A 13437-nucleotide genomic window follows, 5' to 3' on the forward strand; every position below is an offset into this window, starting at 1 on the left:
AAGCAGCTCCACTTCACGACAGGAGACCTTCGCTGTTCAACGACCAGTCACAGCGTGTCGTCGCAATCCCTCAACCAACCTGCCTGGGCAGTACATCTAGTCCGACCTACGCGTACAGGGTGACGAACGTGCGCAGCGAGCCCTCGATGTCGCCCTTGAGTGCGCGGGCCACGCCGGACCCGATCGGGCCGAACAGCGGCGCCCCACCGAGCTCGATGTTCAAACCGACCTCGGCGCCGCCACCCTTGGGCGTCACCGAGAGCGTGAGGTTCACCTTGACGCCGCCCTTGCCGTCCCCCTTCAGGAGCAGGGTCTTGGGCGGGTTGTACTCCTTGATGACCCACTTGATCCGATTCCGCATCCCCTTGACCGAGACCACCGACTCTGCGGTGGTCCCGGCCGTCAACTGCTCGGGGATCTCGGAGCGCCAACCGTCGTGAATCGAGAGCCACTTCTCGAATTCCTCCAGAGCGCTTGCCTTCTCCCACGCTTCCTGCGGGGACAACGGCACATCGATCGACACCTTCAGCTTCGCCATTGACGAATCGTAGCGAACAGTCAACGTCCCGCTAGTGGGCAACGGCCTTCTCGACGCCGACCCCGGTCAGGGAGCGAACCTCCATCTCGGCCTGCTTCGCCGCGTTCTCCTGCTTGGCCCGGCCGACGTAGGTGCCGACGATCCCGAGCAGGAAGGCGAGCGGGATGGAGACGATGCCCGGGTTCGCCAACGGGAAGAAGTCGAAGTCGGCGCTCGGGAACATCGACGAGGCCTTGCCGGACACCGCGGGCGAGAACACGATCAGCACGAGGCAGCTGATCAGGCCGCCGTAGATGCTCCACAGGGCGCCGGTGGTGTTGAACTTCTTCCAGAACAGCGAGTACAGCAATGTCGGCAGGTTCGCGGAGGCCGCGACGGCGAAGGCGAGCGCGACCAGGAAGGCGATGTTCTGCCCCATCGCGAGGATGCCGAGGACGATCGAGACGAGTCCGATGACCACCACGGTGATCCTCGAGACCCGGACCTGCTGCTCCTCGGATGCCTTGCCCCGCTTGATGACGCTGGCGTAGATGTCGTGAGCGAAGGAGGCCGAGGCGGTGATCGCCAGGCCTGCCACGACGGCGAGGATGGTCGCGAACGCCACCGCGGAAATGACCGCGAGGAAGATGGTGCCGCCGAGTTCGAACGCGAGCAGCGGCGCGGCGGAGTTCTCCTTGCCCGGCGCCGCGAGGATCTTGTCGGGCCCGACCATCCGGGCGGCGCCGTATCCGAGCACCAGGGTGAACAGGTAGAACGCCCCGATCAGGCCGATCGCCCAGGTCACCGACCGCCTGGCCTCCTTCGAGGTGGGCACGGTGTAGAAGCGCATCAGCACGTGCGGCAGACCTGCGGTGCCGAGCACAAGCGCGATGCCGAGCGAGATGAAGTCCAGCCGCGACATGGAGCTGATGCCGTACTTCGCGCCGGGCGCGAGGATGTCGCGGCCCGCGACCGCCTCGTTGGCGGAGCCGTTGACCATCGCCTGCGCGTCCGCGAGCAGCTGCGAGAAGTTGCCCTTCACCGCGAAGAGCACCAGCACGAACATGATTCCGGCGCCAAGGATGAGCAGCACGGCCTTGACCATCTGCACGTAGGTGGTGCCCTTCATGCCGCCGATGAGCACGTAGACGATCATCAGGACGCCGACCACCGCGACGACGATGGCCTGGCCGACCTTGCCGTTGATGTTCAGCAGCAGGGCCACGAGTCCGCCCGCCCCAGCCATCTGGGCGAGCAGGTAGAACAGAGAGACCACCAGCGTGGACAGGGCAGCGGCCATCCGGACCGGACGCTCCCGCAGCCGGAAGCTGAGCACGTCGGCCATCGTGAACCTGCCGGTGTTGCGGAGCAATTCGGCGACCAGCAGCAGCGCCACCAGCCAGGCGACCAGGAAGCCCACCGAGTAGAGGAACCCGTCGTAGCCGTAGACCGCGATGGCCCCCGCGATGCCGAGGAAGGAGGCGGCCGACAGGTAGTCGCCCGCGATGGCGAAGCCGTTCTGCGGGCCGGAGAATTGGGCGCCGCCGGTGTAGAAGTCGGACGCCTTCTTCGTGGTGCGGCTCGCGCGGATCACGATGGTCATGGTGATCACGACGAACGCCACGAAGATCGCGATGTTCAGTGCCGGGTTGCCGACCGAGGCCGTACCCGCTGCCAGAATGGTCACTTGGCCGGTCCTTCCAGCTCTTCGCGGATCGCGGTGGCACGGGGGTCGAGCTCGCGGTTCGCGAACTTCACGTAGAGCGCGGTGATGACGAAGGTCGACACGAACTGGCCGAGCCCGAGGATGACGCCGAGGTTCACGTTGCCGATCACCTTGGTGGCCATGAAGTCGGTCGCGTAGGTCGCCAGCAGCACGTAGGTCGCGTACCAGGCCAGGAAGAACGCCGTCATCGGGAAGACGAAGCGCCGCAGCCGGCTACGCAACTCCTGGAACTCGGGACTGGCCTGCATGTCGATGAAGGCCTGCGCGTCCGGGGTCGGTCGCTCGGGCGACCTCTCCGGGATCAGGTCGGCTGTGGTCACTGCGGACTCCTCGGTCAGTGTGGGCCAGATCCCGTGAGGACCGGCAGGTCACAGACGTTAATGAGACACAGGTCACAGAGACAGGCTGTGGCGGCGGTCACACGCCGAACCGTCGAATCCCTCGCCGGACGGTCGCCACGACACGACGAACGGCACAGGCGGCTGCGCCGCCCGTGAGTACTTATGGGGTCCATAGGGGCCAGAAGTGCTCACAGGGACCGGAGGTCCCCTTCCCTGTCCCTGCCGACGCCGAGCCGTTCCGGCGCGTGCATGCGGGTGAAGGTCCGGCCGACGTCCTGCGGCACCTGGCCGCGGGTGACCCGACTGACGAGCACCATGACCAGGAACGCCAGCGGCACGCTCACCGCCGCCGGATAACCGACCACGGCACCTGGCCAACCGGTCAGCGTCCAGTCCGCCCAGCCGCCCGGTACCCCGCCGACTGCGGTCAACAGGGCCGCGGACCCGGCCACCAGGCCACCGGTGACCATCCCGGCCACCGCCCCGACCGCCGTCAGCCCACGCCACCAGATGCCGAGGACCAGCAGCGGACACAGGGTGGACGCCGCGACGGCGAACACCAGCCCGACGGTCCGGGACAGGTCGACGGACACCATGCCGAGCGCGAGCAGCAGCGGCACCACGCCCGCCAGCACCGCCGCCACCCTGAAGTCGCGGACCCGCCCACGCAGCACGTCGGTGCTCAGCACACCGGCGACGCTGACCAACAGCCCCGAGGAGGTCGACAGGAATGCGGCGATCGCGCCTGCCGCGACGAGCGCGGCCAGCAACTGGCCGCCGGGGCCGGACAGCACCGAGCCCGGCAGCAACAACACCGCCGCATCCGAGGTGCCCGTGATGAGCAGTTGCGGCACCCACAACCTGGCGAACACCCCGAGCAGGGTCGGGAACAGGTAGAACACGCCGAGCAGCCCGATCACCACCAGCGAGGTCCGCCGGGCCGCGCGGCCGTCCGGGTTGGTGTAGAAGCGGACCAGCACGTGCGGCAGCCCCACCGTGCCGAGGAAGATCCCGATCATCAGCGAATACACCTGGAAGAGCGGGTGCTCGCCGCCGAGTCCCGAACCGGGCTCGAGCCAGTCGGCGTCGGTGGCGGGGGCACCGGCGACCACCGGCACCGGCGAGCCCGCCTCGAGGATGAGCGCGGTGCCCGAACCCAGCTCGTGCTCACCGGGCCCCAGCATGACGGTGCCGTCCACCTCCGCGCCGTCGAGGGTTCCGCTGACGCCGGCAGCGATCGGCCCCGACACCTGGACGACGACGTCGGTGGTGATATCCACCGTGGTGCGCTCCCCCACCGTGGGCGGCGCCGGTGCACCGAGATCGTGCTCCTCACCGAGGAAGTGCACCGCGAGCACCAACGCGGGCACCGCGACCGCCGTGAGCTTGAGCCAGTACTGGAATGCCTGCACGAAGGTGATCGAGCGCATCCCGCCGCCGACCACGTTCGCGATGACGATCAGCGCGACCGCGACCGCGCCCACCCAGGTGGGGATGCCCAGCAGGATGCCGACCGTCAGGCCGGCGCCCTGGAACTGCGGGACCATGTACAGGATGCAGATCACCGCCACGACCACCATGGCGAGCTTGCGCAGTCGTGTTGAACCCAAACGGAATTCGGCAAAATCGGGAACCGTGTAGGCGCCGGACCTGCGGAGCGGCGCGGCCACGAACAACAGCAATCCCAGGTAGCCCGCCGTGAAGCCGACCGGATACCAGAGGGCGTCGGCTCCGTACTTGGCGATCAACCCGGCGACACCGAGAAACGATGCCGCCGACAGGTACTCACCGGAGATCGCGGCCGCGTTCCAGCGTGGACCGACGCTGCGCGAGGCGACCAGGAAGTCCGACGTGGTGCGCGCCAGCCGGACCCCGTAGATGCCGATGGCCACCGTCACCACCGCCGCGGCCAACAGGCCGAGCACCGTTGCCACCGGGATGGGCTGTCCGGACATCGTGGCCACCAACCGCGCTCAGTCGTCGGCCAGGTCAACGAACTCTTGCTCGTTGCGTTCCGCGCGCCCGATGTAGAGCCTGCCGACGACCAGCAGCACCGGGTACACCAGGACCCCGAGGACCAGCCAGGGCAGCCGGATCCCGAGCACCTCCACCTCGGCGAGCCCGGGGAACGCGATGAGCAGCAGCGGCACCGCGGACAGCAGCCCGGCGGCGAGCAGGGCCAGCCGCAGGGCCAGCCCCAGCTGGGCGCGGACCAGCCCGCGGATCATCGCGTCGCCGACCTCGGTCTGCTCCTGGACCTCCACCCGGGTGCGCACGATCCGGGCGCCGTGCCGTTTGGCCAGCACCACCCGCTCCCGTGCCCTCGGCGCTCCCCCTGGCGCGGTCACCGGCCGGTCCAGCTCTGCCGCGGCGCGCGCACCAGCCGATCCTTGAGCTCCCTGGTGTGCCGCCTGCTCACCGGCAGCTCGACGGCCGGTCCGTCCCCGACGGCCCGCAGGCACACCACAGTGCCGTTGCCGACGCTGCGAATCCCCGTGACCAGCTGCAGCGACACCAGGTACGAGCGGTGCACCCGCAGGAATCCGGCGTGTTCCCAGCGGCTCTCCAGGGCCGAGATCGGGATCCGCACCAGATGCGACCCGGTCGCCGTGTGCAGCCTGGCGTAGTCGCCGTCGGCCTCCACCCAGGCCACCGCGGACCGGGGAACCAGGGTCGTGACGCCGCCCAGTTCGACCGGGATCACCTCGTCCGCGTCCGGCTCGGGCCTGCCCGACCCCGCGCGCTCGTGCTGCTGTTTGAGCGCGACGATCCTGCGGACCGATTCCGCCAGTCGTTCCTCACGCAACGGCTTGAGCAGGTAGTCGACGGCTCCGAGGTCGAACGCCGCGACCGCGCGATCGTCGTGCGCGGTCACGAACACCACCGCGGGCGGATCCGCGAACGCGGCGAGCACTCCGGCCAGCTCCAGCCCGTCGAGGCCGGGCATGTTGATGTCGAGGAACACCGCGTCGATGGCCGCGGACCTGCCGAGACGATCCTTGATCACCCGCAGCGCGGTGGTGGCGTCGCTCGCGGTGAGGATGTCGCCGACCGCATCCTGAGCGCGCAGCAAATAGGCCAGCTCGTCGAGGGCGGGGCGCTCATCGTCGACGGCAAGCACGGTCAGCGGGGCGATCGTCGGCCCATCGGAGTTCGGCGTCACAACGGAACCATCGTGCCATGGGTGAATCTCCCCGCCGTCACACTCAGGCCCTGATTCCCGGACGGAACTTCGGCACCCGCATACTCACCTTGGTGCCCGCGCCCGGCGCCGTCTCCACCACCAACCCGTAGTCGTTCCCGAACGCAGCGCGCAGTCGGTCGTCCACGTTCGCCAGGCCGACGTGCGCGGATTCCCTGGCGCTCGGCCGGTCGCCGCCGGACTCGACCGCGTCCAGCGAGCCCGAGCGCAACAGGTCGGGATCCATCCCGACGCCGTCGTCCTCGACGCTGATGACGCAGTCGGTGCCCTCGTCTGCCGCGACGATGCTCACGGTTCCCCCCTGTGGCTTACTCGAGATCCCATGCCGCACGGCGTTTTCCACCAGGGGTTGCAGCGCAAGAAACGGCAGCACGACGCCCAACACCTCCGGGGCGACCTGCAGGCGCACCTCAAGGGCCTTGCCGAACCGGGCCCGCTCGAGGGTCAGATACCGGTCGATGTTGCGCAGTTCGTCGGCCAGCAGGGTGTACTCGCCCGCGGACCGGAACGAGTACCGGGTGAAGTCGGCGAACTCGAGGATCAGCTCCCTCGCCCTGTCCGGGTCGGTACGGACAAAGGACGCCACCGTGTTGAGCGCGTTGTAGATGAAGTGCGGGCTGATCTGAGCGCGCAGGGCGCGCACCTCGGCCCGGTCCAGTCGCGCCCTGGACGCGTCGAGCTCGGCCAGCTCGATCTGGCTGCACGCATACCGGGCGACCTCCGTGATCGCGCCGATCGCGCCGGGCCCGGGCTCCCCCGCGGTCACCACGCCCATCACGCCGACAACCCCGGAATCCTCGATGAGCAGCGGTTGGACGATCAACGCCCCGACCTCGGGCTTGCCGAGCTCGGCCGATTCGACCAGGACCCGGCGCTCACCGGCGACGGCCCTGAGCCCGGCCTCCAGGAACCGCTCGGCCAGGTCCGCGTGCGGTCCGTGCCAGGCCAGCAGCGCCCCGTCCGCGGAGGCCAGCGCCACCGCATCCGCACCGGTAAGTGCCTGCAGGTGCGGGGCGGCCTCCGCCGCGGAGGTGGCGTCGAGACCGCGGCGCAGCGGTTTCGCGGCGAGGGCGGCCGTGTGCAGGGTTGCGTGCACGGCTCGCTCCGCGGGCGTGGTGAGTGTCCTGCGGCCGCGCAGCCACCACGCGCCGAGCGCGAGGGCCGCGACGACGATGACCAGCAGAACCGCGGCGGTGGTACCGGTCACCGGTCCCGACTCTCGTCGAGCAGAGCGAGCAGCTTCCGCGGGGCGACCGTGCGGTACGCGTCCTCGACGATGTCCGCGATGTCGTCCCACTCCTGCGGACGGTCGAGGTACACGCCGATCCAGCCGCGCCCACCCACGTACGGCGGCACGAAGAAGCGCTCCGGGTCCCGGGCCACCCAATCCGCCTGCGCCCCGGCGGGCGCCGCCGCCCAGAAGGCCAGCCGGTCGTCGTGATGGTGGTCGGACAGGGTCGCGAACTGCGGGGCCTTACGGACGAACCAGGCCGGTTCGCCGTGGCTGATCCGCTCCGTCGCCTCGGGCATCCGCAGGCACAGCTCGCGGAGCCGGTCGAGCGGGCTGGTCGCGGTCATGAGTAGACGCTACGACAGCCGGGCGGTCGCCGACCACGAGATGCTCACGGGGTGCCCTGGCAGGTGTTCGGCGCGGGCACGCCCGCGAACCGATCCGCGATCCAGTCCACCGCCCCCGCGTTGGCCCGCGCATCGGCATGTCCCTCACCCGGCCGCGACTCCAGCGCGATCACGTCGCCGAGGGCACAGGCCTCTGCCACCGCCGCCCTTGTCCAGTCCGCGGGGATCAGATCGTCGGTATCCCCGACCACCACCAGCATCGGTGCCCCGGTGCGTTGCTGGGGCAGCGCGATCCGCTCCAGCCACGCCCGCATCCGATCGGTGTCCGCAGTGGTCAGCGGGAGGCTGTCCGCCCGGGTGATCTGCACCGCCGCATCCCATTTCCGCTCGGCGTCCTGCGGGGCGCACGACATCAGGGTCTCTCGGCTGTCCGCCAGCGCGCCCCGGATGTAGTTCGCCGGATCGAGGCCGGTGTGCTGCGCCTCGCTGCCCGCGAGCAGCATCGGTAGGAATATCTGTTGCGGCAGCGTCAGCGAGATCCCACCGAGGTCGTCGGCGATGTGCGACAGGTCCGCCGCCGGGGACAGGTTTGCCGCGCCGACGAAATCCAGCCCGTCGCCGTATCCGGTCGTGTGTTCGGCCGCGGACCAAGACGCCTGACCGCCCTGAGAGAGGCCGAGCGCCGCCCAGCGGTTCGAGGTGTCCGGTACCGCCGCCCTGGCCGCCCTGACCCCGTCGATCAGGTTGTACGCGGCGGACTTCGGCTCCAGGTACGGGTGCGGTCCAGGTGTACCGAGCCCCTGATAGTCGGAGGCGACGACGACGTAGCCCCGCTCGAGAAGCGCGGTGACCATGCCGACGGCCCCGAGCAGGTCCGGGTACTGCGAGGGCGCGCACTCGTCGGTGACGCCGGTGGTGCCGTGTCCGACCGTGACGATCGGCCACCCGCCCTCCGGTGCGGCGCCCGGCGGCACGAAAACCGTGCCGGACACCTCGGTTCCGCTGCCGTCCAGGCCCGAGGTGGAGCGGTAGACGAGCCTGCGAGCGGTGACCGGGCCGTGCGAACTCACCGCCGCGGTCTCGGCGAGCGGCTGGTCCTCGATCAGCGCCCCTCGCTCGTCGCCGACGGGAGCCGGGGCCGGCGTGATGGCGGCGTCCGCGGCCGAGGTCACGGCGTCGGGCGCGGACTCGGCGGGGGCATCGGAGCAGCCGGCGGCGAGCGCGGCACACGCGATGGCGGCGAGGATCACTCTGGCCCAGTTCACGATCCGATTGTGCCCGAGCTGCGCCGGGGCGCTCACCACCGCGACCGCCGCACCCTCGACTCGGCCGCCACCTCTTCGATGTCGAGGCCGTCGAGCACGTACCGCAGCACCTCGTCGTCGAGTTCGCCCGCGTTCCTGGCGGCGATCAGCGCCGCCCGCTGGTCCTGGAGAACCCCGCGGCGCAACCGGTTGAACACCGCGCTCGCCCGCAGCGCCTTCGCCTCGTGTTCGCTGACCTCCTCGGCCCGATCCATGTTCGCCCTTGCCTCGGACACCCGCTGGACCCGCTCGACGAGCGCCGACAGCTCCCCGGTCGGCATCCCGGCAGGCGGATCCCGCAGCGTCTCCTCGAGGAACTGCGCGGCCGCATCGTGAGAGATCCGCCGCGCGAGCATCATCTGCTCACCCTGTCGCTGGTCCTCATCCGGATCGGCCACGTCGAGCCGTCGGATCAGCAGTGGCAGCGTCAGGCCCTGGATCAGCAGCGTTCCCACAGCCACGGTGAAGGCGACCGCCACGATGACGCCTCGACCGGGGAACGGGTCGCCCGCCAGGGTCGTCAGCGGCACACCGGACGCGGCTGCGAGGGTGACGACGCCGCGCATCCCCGCCCATGAGATCACCAGGTTCTGGCGCCAGCCCTCACTCCTGGCCTGGGTGGCGAAGATCCACGCGGGCCGAATCAGGATCACCAGTGCGAGGATCGCCAGCCCGTAGGCGAAGATGTGGTGGACGGGGAGCCCCTCGTCGCGCACGTCCTCGATGACGAACCGCAACTGCAATCCCATGTAGGCGAAGACGAACGTCTCCATCACCAGGTCGATCGTCGGCCACACCGCGCTCTCCTGGAGGCGGGTGGAGACGGACTCGTCCCCGACATCGCGCCCGAGGACGAATCCCGCCGTGACCACGGCGAGCACCCCGGAGGCATGGATCTCCTCCGCCGCGAAGTACGCGGCAAACGGCAGCAACAACCCCAGCACGGTCTCCATCGGCGGGTCCGCGATCCGCGCGCGGACGAACCGGACCGCAAACGAAAGGGCAAGCCCGACAAGGACTCCGCCCACGACCTCGTAGAGGAAGTACAACACCGGCGACCCGATCGCGATCTTTCTGCCGGTGACCGCCGCGGTCGCGAGGGCGAACAGGGTCAGCGCCGCGGCATCGTTGACCAGGGACTCGCCCTTGAGGATCGCCATCATGCGGCGCGGCAGACCCAGCTTCCGGCCCACCGCGACCGCGGCCACGGCGTCGGGCGGCGCCACCACGGCGCCGAGAACGAGCGCGGCTCCCAGGGTCAGCTCCGGCACCAGCCAGTTGGCGAACCATCCGACGGCGAAGGTGGTGACGACGACCATGCCGATGCCGAGCCGCAGGATGGGGGCGAGGTTGCGCCGAAATGTGCTGAACGAGAAGTCGAGTGCCGCCGAGTAGAGCAGTGGCGGCAGGACGACGCCGAGCATCAGCTCCGGCGAGAGCTCGAGGCGAGGGAGTCCGGGGATGAAGGAGGCGGCGCCTCCGATGGCGACGAGCACCAGGGGGACCTGCAGATCGAACCTCTTGGCGAACCCCGTCACTGCCATGGCCACGATCACGACGAGGAACAGCCAGGTGACCGTCATCGGCCTAGTTCACCGCGCAGCTTCCGCCCTTACCCGGCAAACGATGCCTGTTGGCCGCCACCCAGCGGTACAGCCGGTCCTGGAGTTGGCGGATACCCCAGATCCTGTAGACGAACAACGGGATTCGGGTGCCGAGCACCCCCGAGAGCGCAGCATTGATGGCGCCCGCACCCGCATATCGGTCACCGCGCGAGTCCACCGCCCATGCCTGCTCGAGCGCGGCCTCGGTGTCCACTCCGAATCTCTCCGGCGCGCCCCGCTGCTGCAGCGCGACCGTGCTGACCCGACCGCGGCGGTCGATGCGATCGAGGAAGTTCGCGCTACGTACACAGAAGCCGCAATCCCGATCGAACAGCAGCTCCACCGTGTACGGGGAAGGATCGGACATTGCGGCTCCTGTTCGGGATCGGCTATTCGTTGGGGATGATCTTCTTGGCCGCATCCTGGGCCTTGTCGACGTGCTGCGCGTACTTGCCGCCGGTCTTCTCGTCGATGAAATCGCCCGCCTTGTCGACGGCGTCCTCGATCTTGTCGGAGTGCTGGGCGGCGGCCTGCTTGCCCTTGCCGAACAGTCCCTTGAGGGTGTCCATGAAGCTCATAGCGTCTCCTCTTCTGGTGCCGGTCGGGCACCTTGGGTCGCCGGGGCGTTCCCCCGCTTCGCCCCCAGTCTCACAGAGATCCGGTGGTCACGCCACCTGATCCGGGGCATTCGAGCCGGTCACGCCGCCGACATCCGGCTGCGCGAACAGCCGCCGCTTCTCGCCGTGGATCGCACCGGAGACCCACCACGACACCTCAACGAGCACAACGCCCACCGCGCCGCAGACGAACGCGGTGGTGGTGGCCCCGACGTTCGACGGGTCGAGCTTGAAGAACTCACGGGTGAAGGGCAGCGCGAACAGGACGAGGTATCCGGCCACCGACCCGGCGATCAGCAGCACCTTCCACCACGTGTACGGCCGCGCCACGATGGCCAGCACCCAGAGCGCGATCATGATCAGGGTGATCAGGGCCGTGGTCCCGGCCTGTATCCGCTGCGTCTCGGTTGCCTCCGGCCCGGCGTACACCAGGGCATAGGCGACAAACGTGGCGACGCCGATGACCAGGCCGGACGGCACCGCGAAGCGCATCACCCTCGGGACGAATCCGGTGCGCGCCCGCTCGTTGTTGGGCGCAAGCGAGAGGATGAACGCCGGGATGCCGATCGTGAACCAGGCGGCGATCGTCACGTGCCGCGGCAGGAACGGGTACGGCATCGGCTCGAAGTCGAAGAACTCGGAGCACACCCCCGACAGCCCGACGAGCAGCGCCAGCAATACCGAGTACACGGTCTTGGTGAGGAACAGGTTCGAGACACGCTCGATGTTGCCGATCACCCGGCGTCCCTCGCCGACCACGTACGGCAGGGTGGCGAACTTGTTGTCCAGCAGCACGATCTGGGCGACCGCCCTGGTCGCGGGGCTGCCCGAGCCCATCGACACACCGATGTCGGCGTCCTTGAGCGCGAGCACGTCGTTGACGCCGTCGCCGGTCATCGCCACCGTGTGGCCGCGCGACTGCAGCGCCCCGACCATCTCGCGCTTCTGGTCCGGCCGCACCCGGCCGAAGGTGGTGGCCGTGTCAAGGGTGTCGGCCAACGCCTCCCGGTCGGTCGGCAGCTCCCTCGCGTCGATCGGACGGTCACCGCCGGGCAATCCGAGCGAACCAGCAACCGCGCCAACGGAAACCGCGTTGTCCCCGGAGATCACCTTGACCGCCACGCGCTGGTCGGCGAAGTACTCGAGGGTCTCCCTGGCATCGGGCCGGACCCGCTGCTCGAGCACCACCAACGCCCGCGGCGTCACCACACCCGGTGCCGCGGAGTCGTCCACGGACAGGTCACTGCTGCCGAGCATGAGCACGCGCAGGCCCTTCGAGCCGATCTCCTCGGCCTCGCGGGCGGTGTCGGTCTCCGGGTCGAGCAGCACGTCGGGGGCGCCGAGCACCCAGTTCCCGTTGTCGCCGTACGAGATACCGCTCCACTTCTTGGCGGAGGTGAACGGTGCGATGGCGGTGCTGGACCAGCCGGGATCGCCGTCACAGGATTCCGCGATCGCCAGCATGCTCGCGTTCGGACGGGGATCGTTGCCCGCCATCGCCGCGAGCGCGTCGCGAGCCGAGGCCTCGTCCCCGTCGAGGGAACGCAACTCCGACAGCCGCATACCGTTCTCGGTGAGCGTGCCGGTCTTGTCCGCGCACACCACGTCCACGCGGGCGAGCCCCTCGATCGCGGGCAGTTCCTGCACCAGGCACTGTCTGCGCCCCAGCCGCACCACGCCCACCGCGAAGGCCAGCGAGGTCATCAGCACCAGGCCCTCCGGCACCATCGGGACCAGCGCCGCGACCATGCCGTTGAGCGCCGCGGGCAGATCCTGCTCGCTGACGAACAACTGGTTGTAGATGATCAGCAGGCCCGCCGGGATCATCAGGTAGGTGATGAACTTGAGGATCTTGTCGACGCCGCTGCGCAGCTCGGAGTGCACCAGTGTGAACTTGCTCGCCTCCGCAGCCAATTTCGCCGCGTAGGCATCCTTGCCGACCTTCGTGGCCTGATAGGCGCCGCTGCCGGACACCACGAAACTGCCCGAGAGCACCTGCTCGCCCGGCCGCTTGTGGACGGGGTCGGCCTCGCCGGTCAGCAGCGATTCGTCGACCTCGAGGACCTCGCCCTCGACCACGGCGCCGTCGACCACGATCTGGTCGCCCGCGCCCAGTTCGATGATCTCGTCGAGAACCACCTCGTTCGGCGCCACCGACACCGATGCGCCGTCGCGGCGCACCTGGGGCTTGGCCTGGCTGACGATCGCCAGCTTGTCGAGGGTCTGCTTGGCCCTGACTTCCTGGATGATGCCGATCGCGCTGTTCGCGATGATCAGCAGCCCGAACATGCCGTCGATCACCGAGCCCGTGGCCAGCACGATGATCAGCAGCACACCGAGAATCGCGTTGATCCGGGTGAACACGTTGGCGCGGACGATCTCCTTGACCGACCGGCTCGCGCGACCGGGCACGTCATTGGTCTGCCCGTCCGCAACCCGGCGCGACACCTGCGCCGCGGTCAAACCGGTCGAGACGTCGACCTCTCCTGCAGTCAGTGTTGCGACCGTCACACCGTCGCCGGAATTCTCGTCGGGGGCCATGCCGCCA

Annotated in this window: 13 protein-coding genes; all 13 read right to left on the reverse strand. The window is 69.3% G+C overall.

The window, feature by feature from the left end:
* Positions 1-106: 106 nt before the first annotated feature.
* Positions 107-538 (reverse strand): type II toxin-antitoxin system Rv0910 family toxin, encoded by a 432-nt coding sequence (locus ACWFRB_RS06105; protein ID WP_452639542.1) that lies wholly within the window; start codon positions 536-538, stop codon positions 107-109.
* Between the two features lie 31 nt (positions 539-569).
* Positions 570-2204 (reverse strand): solute symporter family protein, encoded by a 1635-nt coding sequence (locus tag ACWFRB_RS06110; RefSeq protein ID WP_452639544.1) that lies wholly within the window; start codon positions 2202-2204, stop codon positions 570-572.
* Positions 2201-2563, reverse strand: coding sequence for a DUF485 domain-containing protein (locus tag ACWFRB_RS06115; protein WP_452639545.1), 363 nt, complete (start codon positions 2561-2563; stop codon positions 2201-2203). The genes ACWFRB_RS06110 and ACWFRB_RS06115 overlap by 4 nt, the downstream gene beginning before the upstream one ends.
* A 209-nt stretch (positions 2564-2772) precedes the next feature.
* Positions 2773-4539, reverse strand: a complete 1767-nt coding sequence (locus ACWFRB_RS06120) for a sodium/solute symporter (RefSeq protein WP_452639547.1) — start codon at positions 4537-4539, stop codon at positions 2773-2775.
* 18 nt (positions 4540-4557) lie between these two features.
* On the reverse strand, positions 4558-4932 hold the full coding sequence (locus ACWFRB_RS06125; RefSeq protein ID WP_452639548.1) for a hypothetical protein: 375 nt from the start codon (positions 4930-4932) through the stop codon (positions 4558-4560).
* A complete protein-coding gene (locus tag ACWFRB_RS06130; RefSeq protein ID WP_452639550.1) occupies positions 4929-5747 on the reverse strand; it encodes a LytR/AlgR family response regulator transcription factor in 819 nt (272 codons plus the stop codon). Before ACWFRB_RS06130 ends, ACWFRB_RS06125 begins: the two co-directional genes overlap by 4 nt.
* A 43-nt stretch (positions 5748-5790) precedes the next feature.
* Positions 5791-6993, reverse strand: coding sequence for a sensor histidine kinase (locus tag ACWFRB_RS06135; protein ID WP_452639552.1), 1203 nt, complete (start codon positions 6991-6993; stop codon positions 5791-5793).
* Entirely contained in the window at positions 6990-7364 is a 375-nt protein-coding gene (locus tag ACWFRB_RS06140; protein ID WP_452639554.1) for an MmcQ/YjbR family DNA-binding protein, read from the reverse strand. The genes ACWFRB_RS06135 and ACWFRB_RS06140 overlap by 4 nt, the downstream gene beginning before the upstream one ends.
* A gap of 44 nt (positions 7365-7408) precedes the next feature.
* The gene (locus tag ACWFRB_RS06145) at positions 7409-8629 is read right to left on the reverse strand and encodes a lipase family protein (RefSeq protein WP_452639556.1); all 1221 of its coding nucleotides are present in this window, start codon (positions 8627-8629) and stop codon (positions 7409-7411) included.
* Positions 8630-8661: 32 nt separating this feature from the next.
* The gene (locus ACWFRB_RS06150; RefSeq protein ID WP_452639557.1) at positions 8662-10251 is read right to left on the reverse strand and encodes a Na+/H+ antiporter; all 1590 of its coding nucleotides are present in this window, start codon (positions 10249-10251) and stop codon (positions 8662-8664) included.
* A 4-nt stretch (positions 10252-10255) separates the two neighbouring features.
* A complete protein-coding gene (locus ACWFRB_RS06155) occupies positions 10256-10639 on the reverse strand; it encodes a thiol-disulfide oxidoreductase DCC family protein (RefSeq protein WP_452639559.1) in 384 nt (127 codons plus the stop codon).
* 22 nt (positions 10640-10661) lie between these two features.
* Complete coding sequence (locus ACWFRB_RS06160) at positions 10662-10850, reverse strand: antitoxin (protein ID WP_452639561.1); 189 nt, start codon at positions 10848-10850, stop codon at positions 10662-10664.
* Between the two features lie 87 nt (positions 10851-10937).
* Positions 10938-13430: an HAD-IC family P-type ATPase gene (locus tag ACWFRB_RS06165; RefSeq protein ID WP_452639563.1), complete on the reverse strand. Its 2493-nt coding sequence runs from the start codon at positions 13428-13430 to the stop codon at positions 10938-10940.
* Positions 13431-13437: the final 7 nt, after the last annotated feature.

Source organism: Rhodococcus sp. NPDC055112 (assembly GCF_053607505.1).